The organism is Lachnoanaerobaculum sp. OBRC5-5 (genome assembly GCF_000296385.1).
GTDB lineage: Bacteria > Bacillota > Clostridia > Lachnospirales > Lachnospiraceae > Lachnoanaerobaculum.
On the sequence record NZ_JH815185.1, the window covers coordinates 1,489,512 to 1,509,612 of the forward strand.

At 42.3% G+C, this 20,101-nt stretch carries 24 protein-coding genes and 1 pseudogene; all 25 read right to left on the reverse strand.

The window, feature by feature from the left end:
* Window positions 1-45: 45 nt before the first annotated feature.
* Window positions 46-1,998: an NAD-dependent DNA ligase LigA gene (gene ligA / locus HMPREF1135_RS07090; RefSeq protein ID WP_007593560.1), complete on the reverse strand. Its 1,953-nt coding sequence runs from the start codon at window positions 1,996-1,998 to the stop codon at window positions 46-48.
* Window positions 1,991-2,719 (reverse strand): pseudouridine synthase, encoded by a 729-nt coding sequence (locus HMPREF1135_RS07095; protein WP_007593561.1) that lies wholly within the window; start codon window positions 2,717-2,719, stop codon window positions 1,991-1,993. Before HMPREF1135_RS07095 ends, ligA begins: the two co-directional genes overlap by 8 nt.
* Window positions 2,706-3,563, reverse strand: coding sequence for a prolipoprotein diacylglyceryl transferase (lgt, locus tag HMPREF1135_RS07100; protein WP_007593562.1), 858 nt, complete (start codon window positions 3,561-3,563; stop codon window positions 2,706-2,708). Before lgt ends, HMPREF1135_RS07095 begins: the two co-directional genes overlap by 14 nt.
* A 388-nt stretch (window positions 3,564-3,951) precedes the next feature.
* Window positions 3,952-5,022 carry a hypothetical protein gene (locus tag HMPREF1135_RS07110; protein WP_007593570.1) on the reverse strand — a complete coding sequence of 357 codons (1,071 nt, stop codon included), beginning with the start codon at window positions 5,020-5,022 and terminating at the stop codon, window positions 3,952-3,954.
* A 71-nt stretch (window positions 5,023-5,093) separates the two neighbouring features.
* Complete coding sequence (locus tag HMPREF1135_RS14030; RefSeq protein WP_007593572.1) at window positions 5,094-5,243, reverse strand: hypothetical protein; 150 nt, start codon at window positions 5,241-5,243, stop codon at window positions 5,094-5,096.
* A gap of 229 nt (window positions 5,244-5,472) precedes the next feature.
* Entirely contained in the window at window positions 5,473-6,015 is a 543-nt protein-coding gene (gene lepB, locus HMPREF1135_RS07115) for a signal peptidase I (RefSeq protein ID WP_007593575.1), read from the reverse strand.
* 21 nt (window positions 6,016-6,036) lie between these two features.
* Window positions 6,037-6,237 carry a type II toxin-antitoxin system RelB/DinJ family antitoxin gene (locus tag HMPREF1135_RS07120; RefSeq protein ID WP_007593577.1) on the reverse strand — a complete coding sequence of 67 codons (201 nt, stop codon included), beginning with the start codon at window positions 6,235-6,237 and terminating at the stop codon, window positions 6,037-6,039.
* A 216-nt stretch (window positions 6,238-6,453) separates the two neighbouring features.
* Window positions 6,454-6,960: a hypothetical protein gene (locus HMPREF1135_RS07125; RefSeq protein ID WP_007593581.1), complete on the reverse strand. Its 507-nt coding sequence runs from the start codon at window positions 6,958-6,960 to the stop codon at window positions 6,454-6,456.
* A 39-nt stretch (window positions 6,961-6,999) separates the two neighbouring features.
* Window positions 7,000-7,170: pseudogene (locus HMPREF1135_RS13915) on the reverse strand (conjugal transfer protein TraE); the annotation flags it as partial.
* 52 nt (window positions 7,171-7,222) lie between these two features.
* Entirely contained in the window at window positions 7,223-7,609 is a 387-nt protein-coding gene (locus HMPREF1135_RS07130) for a PrgI family protein (RefSeq protein ID WP_007593583.1), read from the reverse strand.
* Window positions 7,610-7,612: 3 nt separating this feature from the next.
* Window positions 7,613-7,876: a hypothetical protein gene (locus HMPREF1135_RS07135; protein ID WP_007593585.1), complete on the reverse strand. Its 264-nt coding sequence runs from the start codon at window positions 7,874-7,876 to the stop codon at window positions 7,613-7,615.
* A gap of 18 nt (window positions 7,877-7,894) precedes the next feature.
* The gene (locus HMPREF1135_RS07140) at window positions 7,895-8,758 is read right to left on the reverse strand and encodes a VirB6/TrbL-like conjugal transfer protein, CD1112 family (protein WP_007593587.1); all 864 of its coding nucleotides are present in this window, start codon (window positions 8,756-8,758) and stop codon (window positions 7,895-7,897) included.
* An 11-nt stretch (window positions 8,759-8,769) separates the two neighbouring features.
* Window positions 8,770-8,931, reverse strand: coding sequence for a Maff2 family mobile element protein (locus tag HMPREF1135_RS14535; protein WP_082749901.1), 162 nt, complete (start codon window positions 8,929-8,931; stop codon window positions 8,770-8,772).
* Between the two features lie 21 nt (window positions 8,932-8,952).
* Window positions 8,953-10,563: a recombinase family protein gene (locus HMPREF1135_RS07145; RefSeq protein WP_002569232.1), complete on the reverse strand. Its 1,611-nt coding sequence runs from the start codon at window positions 10,561-10,563 to the stop codon at window positions 8,953-8,955.
* A gap of 111 nt (window positions 10,564-10,674) precedes the next feature.
* Window positions 10,675-10,863 (reverse strand): transposon-encoded TnpW family protein, encoded by a 189-nt coding sequence (locus HMPREF1135_RS07150; protein ID WP_002569233.1) that lies wholly within the window; start codon window positions 10,861-10,863, stop codon window positions 10,675-10,677.
* Window positions 10,860-11,714, reverse strand: coding sequence for an ATP-binding protein (locus HMPREF1135_RS07155; RefSeq protein WP_002569234.1), 855 nt, complete (start codon window positions 11,712-11,714; stop codon window positions 10,860-10,862). The genes HMPREF1135_RS07150 and HMPREF1135_RS07155 overlap by 4 nt, the downstream gene beginning before the upstream one ends.
* Window positions 11,711-12,460, reverse strand: coding sequence for a phage replisome organizer N-terminal domain-containing protein (locus tag HMPREF1135_RS07160; RefSeq protein WP_005921277.1), 750 nt, complete (start codon window positions 12,458-12,460; stop codon window positions 11,711-11,713). Before HMPREF1135_RS07160 ends, HMPREF1135_RS07155 begins: the two co-directional genes overlap by 4 nt.
* Window positions 12,450-12,662 carry a hypothetical protein gene (locus tag HMPREF1135_RS13725; RefSeq protein WP_002569236.1) on the reverse strand — a complete coding sequence of 71 codons (213 nt, stop codon included), beginning with the start codon at window positions 12,660-12,662 and terminating at the stop codon, window positions 12,450-12,452. The genes HMPREF1135_RS07160 and HMPREF1135_RS13725 overlap by 11 nt, the downstream gene beginning before the upstream one ends.
* A 185-nt stretch (window positions 12,663-12,847) precedes the next feature.
* Window positions 12,848-14,470, reverse strand: a complete 1,623-nt coding sequence (locus HMPREF1135_RS07170) for a relaxase/mobilization nuclease domain-containing protein (protein ID WP_002569237.1) — start codon at window positions 14,468-14,470, stop codon at window positions 12,848-12,850.
* The gene (locus HMPREF1135_RS07175; RefSeq protein ID WP_002569238.1) at window positions 14,442-14,840 is read right to left on the reverse strand and encodes a plasmid mobilization protein; all 399 of its coding nucleotides are present in this window, start codon (window positions 14,838-14,840) and stop codon (window positions 14,442-14,444) included. The genes HMPREF1135_RS07170 and HMPREF1135_RS07175 overlap by 29 nt, the downstream gene beginning before the upstream one ends.
* 624 nt (window positions 14,841-15,464) lie before the next feature.
* Complete coding sequence (locus tag HMPREF1135_RS07180) at window positions 15,465-15,668, reverse strand: helix-turn-helix domain-containing protein (protein ID WP_003505336.1); 204 nt, start codon at window positions 15,666-15,668, stop codon at window positions 15,465-15,467.
* Complete coding sequence (locus HMPREF1135_RS07185; protein ID WP_003505338.1) at window positions 15,658-16,104, reverse strand: RNA polymerase sigma factor; 447 nt, start codon at window positions 16,102-16,104, stop codon at window positions 15,658-15,660. The genes HMPREF1135_RS07180 and HMPREF1135_RS07185 overlap by 11 nt, the downstream gene beginning before the upstream one ends.
* Before the next feature lie 204 nt (window positions 16,105-16,308).
* Complete coding sequence (locus HMPREF1135_RS07190; protein ID WP_003505400.1) at window positions 16,309-17,076, reverse strand: class I SAM-dependent methyltransferase; 768 nt, start codon at window positions 17,074-17,076, stop codon at window positions 16,309-16,311.
* 213 nt (window positions 17,077-17,289) lie between these two features.
* The gene (locus HMPREF1135_RS07195; RefSeq protein WP_003505401.1) at window positions 17,290-17,745 is read right to left on the reverse strand and encodes an XRE family transcriptional regulator; all 456 of its coding nucleotides are present in this window, start codon (window positions 17,743-17,745) and stop codon (window positions 17,290-17,292) included.
* A gap of 81 nt (window positions 17,746-17,826) precedes the next feature.
* Entirely contained in the window at window positions 17,827-19,746 is a 1,920-nt protein-coding gene (gene tet(32) / locus HMPREF1135_RS07200) for a tetracycline resistance ribosomal protection protein Tet(32) (RefSeq protein ID WP_003505402.1), read from the reverse strand.
* Window positions 19,747-20,101 lie beyond the last annotated feature (355 nt).

Genomic DNA, 20,101 nt, shown 5'->3' on the forward strand with positions numbered 1-20,101 from the left:
ACCTCTTTTCCTGTAGACAAAGCTGTCTACAAATAAACATATTATTTATTCTTCTAAAAGTTTTAAAAAATCCTCCTCCGAGATTATCTCAACTCCAAGTTCTTTAGCTTTTTTATTTTTAGAAGAATTTGATGCGGTATCATTATTTATCAAGAAGTTTGTCTTACTTGATACACTTCCTGATACCTTTCCTCCATTCTTTTCTATAAGTTCTTTCAACTCATTTCTGTTTGTAAAATGTTCCAGCGAGCCTGTGATAACAAATACTTTTCCGGCAAACGAATCACTTCCCGCAGACTCTTCCGCTTCAAATATAAGGACTTCTCTAAGGCTCTTTACATTTTCTATATTCTTGGAATCCTTAAAAAAATCAACTATCGAATTTGCCAGTACTTCACCGATTCCCTCTATTTCAAGCAGTTCATCTTTCCCGGCGGTAATAATTTTGTCAATATCATTGTCAAAATACTTTGCAATCATCTTGGCATTGGCACTTCCTATTCCGTTTATTCCAAGTGAATATAAAAATCTTGCCACATTTGTATGTTTTGCTTCTTCAAGTGCCGCCATAAGCTTCTCATAGCTTCTCTTTCCAAAGCCCTCCATATTTACAATCTCATCTTTATATCTATCCAGCTTAAATATATCACTGTCATTTTTTATAAAGCCCTTTGAGAGGAATTTCTCCAATGTGGACTCTGAAAGTCCGTCGATATTTAATGCATCTCTGGATGCCATAAGAGCATACTGTTTTATATGCTTTATCTGACAGTCAGGGTTTGTACATAAAAGTACCTTGGACTCATTGTCCTGTTTTATACTTGCATGGCTTCCACATGCCGGACAGGTATCCGGAACTTTTTCAGTATTTGATTTTGTTAGATTCTCATATACCTGCGGAATTATCATATTGGCCTTATATACAGATATTTCATCACCGACTCCAAGCATCAAATCTTCAAATATACTTACATTGTGAAGGCTGGCTCTTGAAACTGTAGTTCCCTCAAGTTCTACAGGTTCAAATACAGCCACCGGATTTATAAGTCCTGTTCTTGACGGACTCCACTCTATATATTTAAGTTTTGTTACCTGTCTTTCATCACTCCATTTAAATGCTATAGCATTTCTTGGGAATTTTGAAGTACTTCCAAGTCTTTCTCCAAGTGCGATATCATCAAGTAAAAGTACCAATCCGTCTGAAGGAATATCATTGCTCTCTATCTTTGACTCAAACTCGGCTATATCATCTGCAATGCTTTTGCTGTCTGTAAATTTATATTCCACTACATCAAAGCCTTCATTTTTTGCCCATTCAAACTGCTTTGCCTTTGAGTTTTCAAAATCTATGCCGTCGGCTTTTACCACATTGAAAATATTGCAATATACCATCCTTGACTTTGTAATGGCAGGATTAAGCTGTCTTACAGAACCTGAGCAAAGATTTCTCGGATTCTTATACTTGGCAGTTGCATCCTCTATAGCATCATTAATTCTCTTAAAGTCGGAATATTTTATAATTGCCTCACCTCTAAGTATCAATTCACCCTTAAATTCTATCTTTAGAGGTATATTTTGGAAATTTTTGGCATTATTTGTAATAACCTCTCCTATAGTTCCGTTACCTCTTGTGACGGCTTCCACCAGTTCACCGTCTCTGTAGGTCAATACTATAGTAAGTCCGTCCATCTTCCATGAGAGTAATGCCTTGTTATCACCAAGCCATTCTCTAAGATCTTCCACACTTTTAGTCTTATCCAGTGAAAGCATAGGGCTTTCATGGGCTTTCTTTGGAAGTTCACCTGCTATTTCATATCCTACATTCTGAGTGGGCGAATTAGATAAAACCACATTTGTTTCTTTTTCTAATTCTAAAAGCTCATCATAGAGTTTATCATATTCTATATTAGGCATTATCTCAACCGCATCCACGTAGTAGCTTTTTGCGGCCTTATTAAGTATTTCAACCAGTTCCTTAATTCTCTTTTTCTTATCCATTTTCCCTTATCCCAAGTTCCTTATATAATTTCTTTACTTCCTCATCACTTAGGTTTCTGTAATCACCTAGGGCAAGTCCGTCAAGCTTTATATTTACTATTCTTACTCTGTTCAGCTTTTGAACCTTCACACCGCAGGCAAGGCACATTCGTCTTATCTGTCTGTTTAACCCTTGAGTCAAAACGATACTGAAAGTGTTTTTATTCAACTTTTTTACCTTGCATTTTCTTGTCTTGGTTTTTAACTCATACAGATATATACCGTTTGCCATTTTATTGATAAAGGCATCATCTATATCCTTATTTACCTTTACTATATATTCTTTTTCGTGATAATTTGCGGCTCTAAGAAGAGAGTTTGTAAGACTGCCCTGGTTTGTCAAAAGCAATAATCCGCTGGAATCCTTATCAAGTCTTCCGACAGGATATATTCTCTCCTTCATTCCGATATAGTCCACCACATTCATTGCACCGTCATTATCGGAGGTGGTACATACCAAGCCTTCAGGCTTATTAAAAGCTATTATTATAGGCTTTATCTTCTCTACATCCTTGCCCATACCTATATATCTGCCGTCAAAGCTTACAAGGTCATCATCACCCACTGTGGCTCCAAGCTCTATCACCTGTCCGTTTATCATAACTCTGCCGGCTTCTATAGCTTTGTCCGCTTCTCTTCTGGAGCAGACACCTATACTTGCCAGAAACTTATTTAGTCGCATTCTTTACTCTCTTTCTTCCAACTGTTATACACCCTATAGAAACCACAAAACAAAGTCCTGCCAATAATTGTGATACGGCGATATTGGTATTTGGCAAAAGCAAGCTGTCTGTTCTAAGACTTTCTATTATCATTCTTCCAAGACCGTATCCGCCAAGATAGATAAAAAAGACCTCTCCGTCAAATTTCTTTCTCTTTCTGTACCACAACATGAAAGCAAGTACAATCAAATTCCAACAGCTCTCATAAAGGAATGTAGGATGAACCTGAATATACTTTACTCCGTCAATCTCCATAGCATGGCTTAATACATCTTCATTTAACATTCCGGCACCTACTATATCCAGTTTATATCTCAGTGCAAAAAGTGAATCCGTATATCCTCCAAATGCCTCGGCATTAAAAAAATTTCCCCATCTTCCTATTGCCTGTCCCAGTATAAGTCCCAATACTCCGGTATCAGCCATTGAAAAAAACGACTGTTTTTTTACTTTGCAATAAACTGTCAATGTAATCACAGCAGCTATTACACCGCCGTATATTGCAAGTCCGCCACCACGAAGATTGAATATTTGAAGCAGGTCGTCTTTATACATATCCCATTCAAATACTACATAGTAGATTCTCGCACCTATTATCGAAAGCACTATTGCATACATGGCAAAGTCCAGATAAAGATCAGGATTTTGTCCTCTTCTCTTTGCATCCGCACAGGCAATATTTATTCCTGCAAGCATTCCAAGTCCTATTATTATTCCATAAAATGCAATCCTAAATCCGAATACATCAATATGATTTACCAAATGTTTTATATAAATCCCTAAATGTGGAAAAGCAACGTCCATCATAACCTCCTAAGTATTTTTATATCTTCATAGTATAGCATATCGGAGAAGATATAGCACTGCGAAAATTAGTATAAAATTTGTTAATGAAATAGTTTCGATTTAAGGCTTTACAAAAAGCACCCTATGTTTTTACATAGAGTGTTTGCTTTTATATGATGTGATTTTAATAGCTATTATACTTTCTTATCCTTCTTATTTTTACCATATTTTATTTTTATTATATGAACAAATATCCTGCATACCACATAAGCTCTCCAAAATATTATAAAGGCATCATTGGATACCAGTTCTTTTAGAGTCCACCCTCGTTTTATAAAATACATAAAAACCAACATTTGTACAATTAATATCAAAAATAAGTACAATAACTCTTTTATAATTGTCTTCATAAATTGATATTCCTACCTTTCACAATCCTTATAACTCTTCTAAAAAAGTCATAGCCCCCATTTATATACTCCCCCATCTCTTCATCTTTATTTTCAAAGTATGGTGAAATCGGGAAATATCCCCATACAGGCCCCATTCCTCCACATATATTTCGGCCTCCATCTCCACCTTTATATGAAAACACTCCATCATCATATACAATCTCTCTGCAATACGGATCATCTGCTATATAAAGTCCAAAGAAATTTTCTTTCTCCAAGGCATACTCTTCGTCATCATCCATAAACTCTATATGTCTAAGCTTCATAGAAAAATCCATATTGTTGCCCCAAGGAAATATGCTTCTACAGCCCTTACCTGCCAAATACTCCCACTCTCTTTTTGTCGGAAGAAAATAATCATTATCTGTTATATCCTGTAAAAGTTCCTTAAATGTAGTTTCTCTATAAACTTTACCATGCCAACTTTCATTTTCTTTATACAAACACATACTCTTATGAACTGTTATTTCAGATATGCCCTTCTTTTCGGCATTTTCAATCATTGTTTGCCATTCTTTGTTTTCTTTAAGTTCCTCATCCAAAATATTTTTCCAGCAAGTTTCACTATAGTCCTTTTGGACTAACATAGGATGTATTAAAACAGTCTCCTCCTTACTGAAATTGTTATTCAGATAGTCTTCTATCGTTGATACAAATTCATTGTCGTAAAGCTTTTCTTTTATCCTAGTAATATAATCTTGGCTGTCTGTTTCATCTTCATCCTCATCTATAAATGAGTATGCGAGATAATATAAATTTTCTTCATTAAAAATCTCAGAAGGCTTTCTATCTTTAAAGTCAATTCCCAGCTTAACACTCTCACCGGGAACAAATATAAATTCTATACCATCTTTTGAGCGAAACTCTGCTGTATATGTAGATTTATTAAAAGCTGCAAATTCTTTAAAACAAAGCATTTCCAAATCATAGGTACCAGCAAGATTATTTAATAATTCTTGTTTCTCAGATATGGAAAGAGAATCGTATATGGGATTATATAATTTTTCTGTTGGTATGCTGTTCATGGATAGGTTCTCCTTCAAATTTACCGTTGGATTTCTTGTACCGTTTTCCAATTTACTTATATCAGCTTAATTTATTCCTGTTCTTTTTGTGTAAGATCTTGCGATGTTCCGGTGTCAACAATAGCCCTTATAACATCTATTTCTGGTTGTATGTTTTCGTATTCTTTTTTGAAATTTATATCTTTAAGCTGCTTATTCAACATATCATCAAATGTTCTCATTTTCCACTTATCCTTTTTATTTAATTATATGGTATATATAACATATCATCAATATGACACTCATCTTTGATATTAAGCTTCATATACTTGTACGATATTGCCCTTAGCTTTTTACAATCCGTTTTCCAGTCTGCTTATATCAGCTTGACTTATCCCTGTTCTTTTTGACAATTCCTTTTATATATGAAGCACCTTTAACGGTTCAGTATATCTAAAAACTTCAGGGTAATTATTTTAACATTTTAAATCCCGGAAAATATCTGAATATTACTTTTGCAATTATTTTTTCCTTGTATACATATGAATGAACCCATCTTCTGGAGTCTTCGGAGGCGTTCCGGTTATCACCTAAACAAAAATAAGCTCCTTCAGGAACTTCAAAATGCATATCCGCTTCCGGAATCATAGGCTCTTTTATATAATTTTCTTCAAGAGGAGTTTCGGAATTGTTCAAATACACTTCTCCGTTCTTAATATCCACAATATCTCCCGGCTCGCCGATAATTCTTTTTACATAGTACTTCTTCTCATTATCTGGAAACTTAAATATTATAATATCTCCACGCTTTGGCTCATTAAAAAGATAAGTGAGTCTGGATCCGATAATTCTGTCACCTGTCATTATAGTATTCTCCATAGAAGGAGTCGGCACTCTTGAATTTGCTATAATAACAAGATTTAAGACAGTTGCTATTACAGCAGCAACAACAAGTACAGATGCCCAACTGAAAATTTCTTTTACGACACCAAATTTTAATTTTTTATTTATCATATTCTCCTCCAATATAAGTTTCTAATATTCGCTAAGTTCAATTTTGGTTTTTGTATTTAGAGCATTTCTCTTTAACTCAAACGGTATTCCGTCATAACTGACAACACTTTTTAAAAATATCGTAATAGCTGATGACATATTTAAACCTAAATCATTAAACAACTCTTCAGCTGATTGCTTCAATTCTGAATCTACTCTTATATTAATATTTGTTGTAGCCATATTCATTACCTCTTTATATATGGTATAGTATCATGAATTTTTATATATGTCACACATTGTAAATCATATATCCTTCAATGTGATGCATTATACTGCAATATAGCAAAACCATTTTAACATAAAATATTTTTGTGCTCTTAAAAAAGTTACAAAATCATCTTCATTTGCTCCATACGGCAATTTCATCCGGTCATCCTTTCCACAAAAGCTCCTTGCTTATCTTCCTAAAAAACCAATAAACAAAGCCTGAATTGCCGATACAACCGGAATAAATAAGAAAGGAATCACTAGAAAATGTTCAACAACTGCCAAATGTTTCATCCAGTTATTAAATTCATAATCCTTGTGCCCTTCTGTTCCTGGGATGACAATTTTGTTTTTATACTTTCCCTGAAACAACAGAAAGTCTAACAAGAAAAAATCACCTAAGTTTAATATGCTCCACTGAATATATCCCGTCCAAAACACATTCCAAAAACCGGTAATCCCTTTGTGTAAAACGCTTGCTGTCGAATAGGCAAAACAAATTCCAACAATGAAAACGGTTAATATCCTGTTTATCTTCTTCTCCTGTTTTGTCATTTGTTCGGGTGCGGCCTTTTGTATGGCCTTTGGATAAGAATTAAAAAAGAATCTTGGATTAATGAGTACCAAGGTAGCTACCGCCCCGTTAAAAATAGCCGCTATAGCAACACCGTCAAGAAACGCTTGTATTACATCCATAAAATTCCTCCTTGTAAAGTTCTAATTTAACCATATCTTGCTAAACTGATTAAAAATCAAGTCTCTGTCCTCATCTAAGGCAAGCTGGTAGTTAATATCCTGAAAGGAAACAGTCTTACTAAAATGCCTTTCATCAAGCTGGCAAATGCCATTTTTTAGAAGTCTGATATAGGGCAATGTATCTTCTACGGTGTAACGCTTTAGCTCTTTTCCAAGAACCGACGTTAAAACTCCTTTGCTTGCTTTAGAAACTGTCAGCTTACTATGGTCTTTCTCCTGTAGCCTTCTTTTTAATGCCCTTTTGTTTTTCTTTAAAATGATTGTTTGCAATCTTCTTTTGTTCTGCAAGGTAAACCTCCTTTCTCACTCTTTTCCCCGGTTGATAAAACTTATGAAGATATATGAGCTTAAAATACTGTTCGAAAACCAAGCCATCTTTTTCAAAAAGCGTAATAAAAAATACTGGAAGGGTAGCGGTAATCAAAAACAGGACGGCAATATCATTTGGCACCAGTTTCCGTACAAAGATATAAGCTGAAAAGCCCAACAATCCTGCAATGGAAAAGCCGATAAGCTGTCTTTTCGTAAGATTAAAGGCAACTTTTGTTTTCACTCTCTTTAAATCCTTTGGAATCGGTACATACGCCATGGCTTAGATCCTCTCTTCTCTTTCCTTGGATAATTCTTCCATATGCTCATATACTGTTCCAATTTCTTCCTGAATTCTTGCAATATCTCCTTCCGTCCTTCTATTCTGTCTTTCCTGCGTTAGCTGGAGATTATTTTGAGAAGCAATTAGACTCTCATTCACCTCCTCTAAATCTTCCAGTCTTTGATTTAGGCTAAGCCATTTGATAACTGCCAAACTTGCCAAAACCATTGTTCCTACTAAAATTCCAGTTTTTCTTTTGTTCATCTTCTTCCCTCTCTTTCCCTAATGTGCATTTAGTACACTCTTTGCTAGTGATCCACTCTTTAGCATCATGAGTCCAAGTAAAACTGCATAGCAAAGAATCATCATCGTGCTTTTGTGCATATCCGTGATTTCTATTGTTTTTACCAGTACTGCGTATATTCCAAGGCAAACCATGATAAAAAGTCCTTGTAGTCCTAAGGCAAACAAGCCTTTAATGTAGTTCGTTCCAATCTGTCCCCATTCCTTATTTCCCATAGTGGCAAAGGGAATTGCCGAGACAGAAGCATAAACATAGATTTCAAACATTCTTCCGTAAACAATCACCATGACTAATATAGAGATTGCTTGCATGGCAACTTTGATTAAGGAGATTTCAAAAAGAATTGTTATAAGCTCTCCTAAGGTTTTTCCTTTTATGGAATCCACCATAGCGATAATTTCATCTCCTGATACAACAGCAGTTGTATTGATGACTCCTGCCGCCTTATTGACCATGTTTTGAGCCACATCAAAGACTGCCATGGAAAACTCAAAGGAATGAGACACTAACCAAACAGCAATCCACATCTTGATAATGTATTTGAAAAACTCAAAAGTATCGGTATCCTGCATATTATTTTTCTGCATAATCATGTTGATAAGTTCAATACATAGGATTGCTGTTATGATTAGCCCGGCTATCGGAATAATGACGGTATCGTTAATGCTTTTGATGAATTGAAACACATCACTATTCCAGCCCATTGGCGTTTGTCCTACATCTGTTGCCACTGACCCAACTTTATCGTTTAGATCAAGGAACATAGACTCTAAGTTTGCTTGGATACTGCCCAGTAGAAGCTCTCTGAAAAACTCTTCTATCTTGTCTAATATCTCAAACATACTCTCTCCTTTTACTTAATCACATTGGCAAGAAGCGGAATTAGTTTTAATCCGATAAGGGCAATGCCTCCCCCTGCCATAAGCTGCTTAATGCCTTGGGATTTTACTGATGTGCGATAAAGAAGTAATAGAAGTGTAAAAAATTTTGCCGTTCCTATCCGGCACTTGCGCATTGTGTCGGATAGGTCGGGCGGTTATTCGGGCAAGTCCACCTTGCCAACAAAAGAATAATAAATCTCAATGTCCTGTCTGCGGGTCTTGTTCTCGTCATAGCTGCACTCATGCACAACGATTTTCTCTACAAACTCCCGCAGCAGAGTAGGGGTAAGTTCTTCAAAGCTGGTATGCCGCCGGACAACATTCATAAACTTTTCTGCGTTCACGGTGGCTTCCTGTGCTTTGGAAAGCTCCGCTTGAATAGCAGCGGCTCTTTCTTTCAGCTCCCGTTGCTCTGCTTCATAGTCTGCCGACAGCTCTGTGAAACGCTCGTCTGATATGCGCCCGGTCACGCTGTCCTCATACAGCCGCTTGAAGATAGCGGATAACTCGGCTATGCGTTTCTCGGAGGCTTCCAGTTCCTTTTTCTTGGCGGCGTTCCTGCGTTTGCCCCCGTCCTCGTTCTGCTCAATCAAGAGTTTCATAAACCGGGCTTCATGCTTTGCCGCATAGCTGGTCACTTTCCGCAGATTGGAGAGTACACCAGCGGTCAAGAGGTCGGTGCGGATAAAGTGCGCCGTACAGTCATGGGTGCGTTTCTTGTAGTTGCCGCAGATATAACAGTCCTGCTTGCGCTTGTCCGTCTGGTATCGCTGCTGATACATCACGCTGCCGCAGTCCGCACAGAACAGTATGCCGGAGAACAAACCCACTTCATCATAGCGGTTTGGGCGTTTGCGCTGTTTGCGAAGCTCCTGCACCCGTTCCCATGTTTGGGTGTCTATGATAGGCTCGTGGTGGTTCTCGAAAATCACTTGCTTTTCCGGGGGATTTTCTACACTGTGCTTGACTTTGTAAGAAAGTTTTTCTGTCTTGAAATTTACCAGACAGCCTGTGTATTCCCGGTTTTCAAGGATATGCACTACGGTATTGGTCGCCCACTTGCACTCATAGCCGGGGTGGTAGCGGCGGGTGCTGCCCGTCCTGCGGTATTCAAGCGTTCCCGGCGTGGGGATTTGCTGCTCTGTGAGCATACGGGCTATCTTGGTCGGACCATTCCCGGCAAGACAGAGGTTGTATATCTGCTTGACTACGGGTGCAGCTTCCTCGTCAATAATGAAATTTTCATCCTCGTCCATGAGGTAGCCATACACAGGCTTGCTTGTGATGGGCTTGCCATTCATGCCTTTTGAGCGTTTTACTGCTTTGATTTTCTTGCTCGTATCTCTCACCAGCCATTCGTTAAAGATATTCCGCAGCGGGGCAAAGTCATTGTCGCCCTGTGCGCTGTCCACTCCGTCATTGATAGCGATGAAGCGGACACCTTTCTGTGGGAAAATCATTTCCGTGTACATTCCCACTTGCAGGTAGTTTCGCCCTAACCTCGACATATCCTTTACGATAACTGTCCCGACTTTTCCGGCTTCAATGTCCGCAAGCATGGCTTGAAAACCGGGTCTTTGAAAGTTCGCACCAGAATAACCGTCGTCCGTGTACCAGCGCAGATTGGAAAAGCCGTTCTGCTTTGCATAGGTTTCAAGGATACGCTTCTGATTGGAAATGGAATTGCTTTCGCCTTGCAGCTCGTCCTCATGGGATAGTCTTGGGTAAAGGGCGGTAATTGGTTGTTGGTTGGTCTGTCTTAACATAAAATCCTCCGTTTCCGACAGCCAGCCCCACTATTCCGTACCTTGATTGTACCACATGGGGCGGCTGTCTGTATAGCGGCAAAAGCGTCAAATCTGCTTCTTTATGGTCGGTCAAATCGCCGTTTTTTGTGTAGCAGCTTCCGCTTCCAGCACTTTCATCATCTTGTCGGCTGCGGTGTCGGTTGCGCCCTGCTTGAAGAAGCCGGAAACGGTAAGGACGGAGTTGCCCATGCGGATTTCCGTCACACAGTCCGGGCGGCGGTCTGTTTTGGTGGTGCTTGTCTGTTTCGTTTCTGTCATAGGCTCTCCTTTCGCTGCTTCATCAGTTGCTTTAAGCGTTCCAGCTTTTCCTGTGCGGTTTCCTTTCGGAAGTTGCTGCCCGTGAAGCGGACGGGGGCGCACATGGAAGTCAGCCTGTCATAGATACGGGCGTGGGGCGTGTCCTGCGGGTGCTGCAATTCCTCCAGCGTGAGGTTGGTCGTGGCGATCAGCGGCTTGCCGCTTCGGTAACGGCTGTCAATCACGCTGTAAACCTGTTCCAGCCCGTATTCTGTTCCTCGCTCCATACCGAAATCATCAAGTATCAGCAGAGGGTAGCTGCAAAGGCGGGAAATATATTCGTTCCTGCCCTCAAAGCTGGCGGCAAGGTCACCCAGTATCGTTGCAAAGTTTGTCATGCAGACGGCAACCTCTTTTTCCATAAGGGCGTTGGCGATACAGGCGGCAAGGTAGCTTTTTCCCGTCCCCACGCCGCCCCAAAACAGGTAGCCGATATTTTCAGCCTGCATGGTTTCCCAGCTCTCCACATAAAAGCGGGCGGTTTCGGTCTGCGGGTTTCTGCCGTTGTCATGCTCAAATGTCCAGTTCCGCATAGCAGGGTCGGTAAAGCCCCGGCGTTTCAAGTCCTCCACTTTTTCAAGGTGCTTCTGTCGGCTTTCGGCGGCTTGCTGCTTTTCACGGGCTGCCCGCTGGCAGTCGCACTCTGCCGGGTGGCGGTCACGCCCGAAACAAGTCTTTCCCTCTGCAAAATAGGCTTCTTTGGGCGTATGGCACTTACCGCAGTATAAAAGCCCGTCCTCGCCTGTGTAGTCCTCCGCTTCGGCGGTAGTGGCTGTAATGTCCGTAATCATAGCTTCAATTCCGTTTTTCATAAGCTCTCGCCCTCCTTGCATGAATAATCGGGTATGCCCTGTTTCGGGGCAGCCTTGCCTTTGGCAGCGTCCTCCTGCGCCCACTTGTAAATGGTGGCTGCATGGCTGTGGTACTGTTTCCCGGTGGAAGCGATATGGCAGGAAAGCCGGTCAATATAATACTCCCACTTGTCGGGCAACTCTGTTTTTAGCCCGGAAAGCTCTGTATCGGTCAGTATCACATTGTTGTATCTGCCATAAGCGGCGGGGGTGGGGTGTCCCGTTTCTCCCTCTCTCTCTTTTTCTATCTCTATCTCTTTCTCTAACTCTATCTCTATCTCTGGTGGACGAATGTCGGACAAATGTCCGCCTTTTGTCCGGGGCGGTAAAAGTGCCTTGTTTTCCAGTCTTGCAGCCCGTTTCCGCTCGGCTTCGGTAGAGGACTGTCCTATCATCAGCTCAATGTCGGTCATATAGAAAGCCCCGCTGTCAAGCTGCTCCACAAGCCCCAACTGCCGGAAAATCTCTAAAGCCCTCTCAACCGTCCCTATCTGGTGGCGGGTCAGTGTCGCTATCATCTGCGCTGTGTAGGGGATATGCTCGTCAAGCTGCAATTTCCCGCCGTTTTTCAGCGATTTTAAGTACAGCTTCAAGAGGATATTGGAGTATAAAATCCCGTCTTTCATATCTTCCAGCAGCACAATGGAGTCGCTGTCAAAAAAGTTCTCTTTCAGCTTGAGGTAGTAATACTTGCGGTTATCTGCCATTGTCCCTGTCCTCCTTTTTCCGGCGTTTGGAGTAGTAGTGGGGGCAGAGTATGATAACCGCCCGGAAGCTCTGCTTGCAGCTATGGGTACAGCCCCGGCAGAGGTCATTGTATGTGATACGATCGCAGGTGGAATTCCCGACTTTCACTTGCCGCAGGAAAAAAGACCATTCCAGCCGCCGTTTCTTGCTCATTCTTGGCATGGGTGCGCTCCTTTCTGCCGTTTCCGCTGGTGTGGCGGTATCGGCGGTAATTCTGTATCATCTCGGTATCATTTTCGGGTTTTTTCTGCCCTATAAGCCCGTTAAAAAATCCTTTGGTATTTGCGGATAGGGTACGGGGCAGCCCCCTTGTTCTGTATAGGTTCGGGTACATTTTGGGGCGGTTTTTATCGTTCCTGTTCCTGCCTTTTCACAGGCTTGCGCTCCCGGTGTAAAATCTGGTCGATATTGCCCTTGACAGTCTGTAAGCGGCGGTATTCCTCCCGTTTTGCCCGGTAATCGTTGTAGCCGCTGTTTTTCTCTTGGATAAGGGTTTCAATCTCTGCTTGCAGGGCTTTATAGCTCGGCAGCTTGGAAATGCCGTTTTCCCTGAAATAGCGGGCGGCTGCGTCTGCTATGATAAAGTCGCTTTCGTACTTCTGACGGTAGGCTGCTTTTGCTTTGGCGTTTTTCTGCTGTTTCAGCCCGTCCCGGACAGGGCGGGTCTTGGAATAGGCAAGCACCTGCCGTTGCAGCTCCTTTTTCCCGTTCAGCGTCTTTTCCATCTGCTTCAGCTCTGTAAGGCTTTCCCGCATGGCGGTATAGGCGGCAGAACAGGCTTCGTCCAGTTCCTCCGGGGAAGAAAAGCCGTACTGCTGATAGGCGGTAACGGTAGCTGCCATTTGCTTTAGGTTGTGCTTTGCCGCCCAGCGGTCATAGCCCACGCCCTTGCCCTCGGCTCGCTTGGCTTCCCGGTCAACCATGCGCTGCAAGGTGTTGTCTGCCGGGGTGGTTTTTGTGGTTTTTTCCCCTTGTGACAGCTTTTTAACCGCGGCAGGGTATTCGAGTATGGCTTTGCTCTGTTCGGCGGCTCTGTGGGCGTTCTGCGTAAGCAGGACAAGGACAGCAGCCTTGTCAAAATCGTCCCCCAGCTTCCGGGCTGTGATAGGCTTTGTCCTGTCCGGCGTGAGGTAGGAAAGCCGCCCCCGGCTCTCCTTGACGGTCACACCCTCCCGCAGCAAAAGGGAAGAAAATTCGTCAAAGCTGCCAGCTTGGGAAAGTGCCTGCCGTATCGTCCGGCGCAGCTTCGCCTTGTCCGTTTCAAACTTGGTGGGCTTGGTCGGCTGTCCTGCGGCTTCTCTGACAGCGTTCTCTTTATCAAGGGCAAGCTGTCCTTTCTTTGCCGCCCAGTATTCCCGTTCGGTTATCCGTTCCTTGCTGCCGCTTAGGAGGTCGATTTGGTAAAGCCCCTCCCGGTGGCACATCTCCATGACTTCACTCTTGAAATATTCCATAGCGGCGTTGGTGCAGCGGTGCTTGCAGCCCTCCCGTGTGTCGGCTGGTCTGTCCATGTAGGGCAGAAGCGGGACTTCATAAATCCGCAGGGAGTTGATGACGATATGCACATGGATATTGCCGCTGTGGTTATGCCCGTCCGGGTGGGTGCAGACTAAGGCTTGGTGTCCGGGGAAATGCTCTTTACAGAACTGCTCGCCCAGCTCCTGCGCCCGGTCTACGGTCAAGCCGTTGTCTGTCCCGTCCCGTGGGTCAAAGCTGATGATATAGTGGTGGCTTTTCACATCTTCCCGTTTTTGGTTTTTCTCATAGCGGAGATTAGCCCGCATACAGGCAACAGCGAAATCCTCGCCCCCACAGTTGAGGGAAGAAATGCGGTAATCCTCCCTCGGTATCAGCCGCCCGTTTTCATCAAGGGTGGGCTTCATGGTAAACTCGTCATGCTCAAATGTGAGATAGGCTTCCGCTGCGCCATAGTCCGCATTTTTAGAGCTGATATGTTTGAATGTTGCCAACAGCGTCACCCACTTTCTGCAAGACTTCAAACTTTAGGGCAGCAAGGTCGGAAACCGCCGCCCGTACCTCCCCGGCAAGCTGCGGGTAGGGGCTGTGCCACTCGTTCAGCGTCCGGGCTATCTGGTTTAAGTTGCCGCCGATCCTGCCGTATTCGGCGGTCAGCTTCCCGACAGCGGCAAGCAACTCGTCATTGACGGGGGAAACGGTTATGATGGGGCGTATGGCTGCCCCGGTTATGGCTTGCCGGATAAACTCGGCTTGGCTCATGTTGTAAGCAGAAAGCCTTTCCGCAAACTCGGCGTATTCTTCCTCGGTCATGCGTGTCTTGACTACCCGGCTGCGGTGCGGCGTGTTATATCGTTTTCGCATGGTAAAACCTCCTTCGGCTGTGCGTGGTGTCCTCTCACTAATAGGAGAAAAACAGGGTGTAAAGCGGAACTGTTTTTGAAAAATCCGAAAAATTATTTTGAGGGATTTTCCAGCGGCGTAAGCCGCATAAGCAGGGTTTGGGGAAGGCACTCCCCAACAAGATTCCCGCAGGGGCAAAATGAGCGATAAGCGAATTTTGGTACTGCGGTAGAATCTTGCTCTGAAAAACTCCGGCGTTCCCCGGCTTCCGTACTTTCCGCTAACAAGACGTTTCAAAAGGGCTTTGCTACCCGCTATTCCGGCATATCTTGAAAATTTTCCTTTCACTACCTACAACACCACGCAAAGCAAAATGGACGGAGATTTTTAGAATTTCCCCTTATTCCCTACAACACCACGCAAGCCGAAAAAGGCGGACAATGGCAGTATTTTTTTCTTTGATACCCTCCACGGATAAGTAAGGGATTTTGCCAACTGCGGCGGCAATTTTCCCTTTTGTTTTTTCATACTGGGGATTTTCAAAAATGCCAAACAGGAACGAAAAAAAGCAGCAAATCTGTTGAATAGATTTACTGCTTTCTGGTTGCCGGCGAAGCGGCGGTTATTCAGTTGTAGGCGGTAGGGCTATCTCCCAAAGCGGAACTTGAAAATAGCTGTGAGAAGCGTCTGGGTGATGTAGTCCTCTGTATCTTGGTCTACCCGTCCATTCACACGGGCGGCACATTGTATGCGGCGGCGGTAATACTGCAATACAGTTCCCACCGCTTCCGGCTCCCCGCTGGTGGCTTGGACGATTGTTTCATAGGGGAGAAGCCTATTATTTCTCATATGCCATTCCCTCCATTTCCGCTTGGAGCTGCCGTAGGACTTTTCGGATATGGTAGCCCGCTGTGCTGCGGCTGCGCCCGTACTGTCTGCCAATTTCGTGCTGTGGAATACGCTTGAAAAAGGACAGGTAAATCATTTCCCGCTCCCGTTCGTCCAGCCGTGACAGGGCTTCCGCAAGTAAGCCGCTGCTGAAAATGACCGTATCGCCGCAAAGGGTAAGTATGTATTCCTCGTCCGGCTCCGGGGCTTGGAAATATTCATCTGTCGTGCCTAAAGGGTAGTGCTTTTCGTCTGTGAGGTATTCAAGGGATATTTCTCTTTTGTGCTTCCTGCTCCGTGTCCTCGCTGCGTTGATCGTTGCATTTCGGATAACGACTTTGCAAAAGGCATGGAAAGTGTACTCGATATGTTCCCGATATTCTTCTGTACAGGTCATGGAAAATCCCCCTTTCCTCCCAAAAGGGCTGTGGCTGGTTAGTAGTTGCTTTTTATGATAGTAAGGGGCGGCAGCACTTTAGGCTGTCGCTCCTTGACTGCCTAACTGCAAAACCGGGCGGGGCTGTCAACGGCGGGCGAAGCCCGTTCATCTTGACCGTTGACTGGCTCGGCCAGGTTTGCTATTTATCCGGCAAACTTGAATTTATTTTAAGCTATCACGTTTTACCTTTTTAAGCCTTACTATCATTACCATAGGAATTTCTTTGTTGTTTTTGAAACATTCTTCATAAAATCCATCAATGACAAATCCAGCTCTAAAACAAAGGTTAAAAATATCTTGTATGGAACGATGATAATAAATCTGCTCCTCCGGTTGCCCTTCAATCGCTATACCATAGTAACTGTGCGGTGTCATATATTTTTCAGTCAACGTGATAAAACAAGGGTGTTGCGTTGCAAAGACAAAAATTCCGCTTTCCTCCAACAGTTCATAAACAGCCATAAGAAGTGGTTCAATATCCGTAATATCCATAATTGCCATATTAGAAACTGCTTTCGTAAAGGCTCGATTTCTTTTTAATTCTAATATACTTTCTCTATTGGTCGCATCCGCTACACAAAATTCAATTTGTTTTGCATATTGTGATTGCCGTCTTTTAGCCAATTCTATCATTTTTTTGCTGTAATCAAAAGCGACAATCGAAGCGCCTCTTTGTGCAAGATACGAAGAATAATTTCCATTGCCACACGCAATATCCAAAATGTAATCCGCAGGATTAGGAGATAGAAGTTCCGTTACTTTGGGACGCACTACCTCTCTGTGAAATTCATTAGATTTGTCACCCATTGCATTATCCCAAAATTGTGCGTTTTTCTCCCAGATTTTTTTACTTTCCTCTGTTCCCATGTTCTCTCCCACTCCCAAAATTTGCCTTTTTGCTTCCATTAAATCTTCCTTACTATATTCCATTGTTACCCTCCATAACTTCTGATTGTTGCCGTCTTGACTATTATGTATCTTTTCTTTCCAAAATGGTATAGGCTTTTATTTTTATAATGCTGCAAAACTTTTCTTCTGTAAGGTATTCAAAGGATATTTCCCTTTGCCGCCGCTATTGGAAAGCCAAAAGCAGCGGCTTTTTTACGCGATATGACCGAAAAGTCTAGAAAGCAGGATATGTCATCATTTGTCATTTCTTCTCAATGTAATAACTGCATGGCATATCAAGCCAAATACAAGAGAAAAACAGCCACCGCCAAATAGTGATGCTCCCCACCCTGCACCCGACATTGTCATAAAACCGCCAACAAAGAAAATACCAATGCCAAGAAATATCCCGACACCATAAAAAAGTCCAATTGCCATATCATACTTATTAAATTGTCGTTTCTCTTTTTTTTCACATGTTTCCATTTTTGTTATTACCTCCTTCGCAAAATCGTCCATGTGGACTCCAAAAAGAAAACAAATTTTTTTCAACGTATTTAAATCGGGTTCATTAACATCTCTCTCCCAATTCGATAGCGCCTGCCGGGTAACATTCAATTCCCCAGCCAGTTCTTCCTGTGTCATTCCCGATTGTGTTCGCAGATGACGTATTTGCTTTCCTGTTGTAATATCCGTCTGTTTCTGGTTCAAAATGGTTCCTCCTCTCTGATGCTGATTTTATCAATGATATTTCGGAATAGCCAGCAATGAACGCTTGCATTGCGCAAGACGTTACATTATCTTCTGAAACATATGCCGGATCTTGTCTAAACGGCTGTTCGGGCGGCGTGGCTGAAATACAGGCTCGCCGGAAGTTTCCTGATACCCTTTTAATTCTGTAATGCAGACACTTCTTCCATTTGTATAAAAATTCAGATCATTCCTATATTCACCGATACAACGGGCAGGGATTTCACCCTTAAAAATAACTTCATCTTTTTCAAGTCTGGTTGATTCAATGATTGCGCAATACTTTGGTGCATCATTATAAGCCCGTGAAAGATATTCCTGCGGTGCAAAAAGGGTAAAGGAAAGGTATGGTTCCAACAGTTGTGTCCCTGCTTTTTTCAATGCCTGCTCCAACACGACAGGCGCAAGAAAACGAAAATCAGCGGGGGTGCTGACCGGGCTGTAATAAACTCCATAATCAAAACAAATTTGGCAGTCTGTCACTCCCCAGCCATATAAGCCCTGCTCCATTCCATAACGCACACCCTCCATGACGGCATTTTGAAAACTTTGGTTTAAATAGCCGAGAGATACCTCGCTTTTATATTGTGTTCCGCTTCCAACAGGAAGCGGTGTTACAGTCAAACCAATAGATGCCCAAAACGGATTCGGCGGCACTTCAATATGAATCGTGCAGCTCGCTTTTTTTTGCGGTCTTTCCAGATAAATAACCGAAGGCTCTTTCATAGCCACGCCCACATGATATTTTTCTTCTAATAGCGAACAAATAACTTCTAACTGTACTTTTCCCAAAAAAGATAACATAATCTCATGGGTAACAGTATCAATGTCAAAATGCAAAAGAGGGTCTGTATCAGCAATCTCTGCGAGGGCATTTAACAGGGCTTCCCTTTGCTCCGGCTTTTGCGGCTCTACCGTTGTCCGAAGTAATGGCATGGGATTATCAATCCGTGTTTTGTGAGGCAGGAGTTTTTCATTTCCCAGGATATCGTTCAGTTTCAAAGTATCATCAGCTAAAATAACAATTTCTCCCGGACAGGCATGGTCAGCCGGGACGATTTCACCATTTGACGGAATACACATTTCTGTAATCTTTATTTTTTCCTTTTTTGACAGCAGCAGGGTATCCCGTAAATGGAGCGTCCCATGATACAGGCGTAAATAAGAAAGCCGTTTTTTCCGCTCTGTATACTCAACCTTAAAAACATATCCACATAATTCAGACTGAATATCGTCCGTTTCTGTAATGAAAGTTTCTATAATCGCTTCAATCAGTTTTTCTGTTCCTAAATTGTCTTTTGCACTCCCATGATAAACAGGAAACAAAGAGCAGCATCTGGTTCTTTTGCACTTTTCATATTGTAATTCCTGTATATCCAAAGAATCCTCTGCAACATATCGTTCTAATAGTTCATCGCTTCCGGAAATAATCATATCCCATTTGTCTAAATCAGAAATATCGGTCATGGTTATCTTTGGCGACAGGGAAACCTCCTGCATGACAATCATATCACTGGTAAGTTTATCTTTAATGCTTTGGTAAACACACTGCAGGTCGATCCCATTTTGGTCTATCTTATTTATAAAGATAATTGTCGGAATGTCCATTTTCTGAAGCGCATGGAATAATATACGGGTTTGTGCCTGTACGCCGTCTTTTGCTGAAATGACTAAAACAGCTCCGTCAAGGACAGATAAAGAGCGGTATGCTTCGGTTAAAAAATCCATATGACCGGGAGTGTCCACGATATTGATTTTATAATCATTCCAATAAAAAGAAGTAACCGCTGTCTGAATGGTAATTCCCCGTTGCCGTTCCAAAATCATAGTGTCTGTTCTTGTGGTCCCTTTATCCACGTTTCCCTGTTCCGCAATCGCTCCACTGGTGTATAGCAGACTTTCTGTCAATGTAGTTTTTCCTGCGTCTACATGGGCCAGAATGCCGATATTGATTATTTTCATGTGATTGTCCTCCCTTTACAGCCCCAAAGGGCATAAAAATCCCCAGCAGTAAAATACTTTTACCACTGGGGATTCTAATTTGCGGACATACACATATACAGCATACACCTATTTGTGATTGCTGTTTTTTGAATATGTCAAAATTGATAAGGCAAAAGTATTCTTAAATTGGGTACAAAAAACCAAGCCCCCACAAAAGGAGCTATCATAATTCTTTGTTCCCACTATTTGATTATAGTTTTATTTAAGAATACCTTGCCGCATATTTTTTACTCCTTTTCTGGAATGAAGCTATTATATCACATCAGTTTTAGGAAAGAAAGTACTTAAAAGAAATTTTTCTTCCCCTTATATG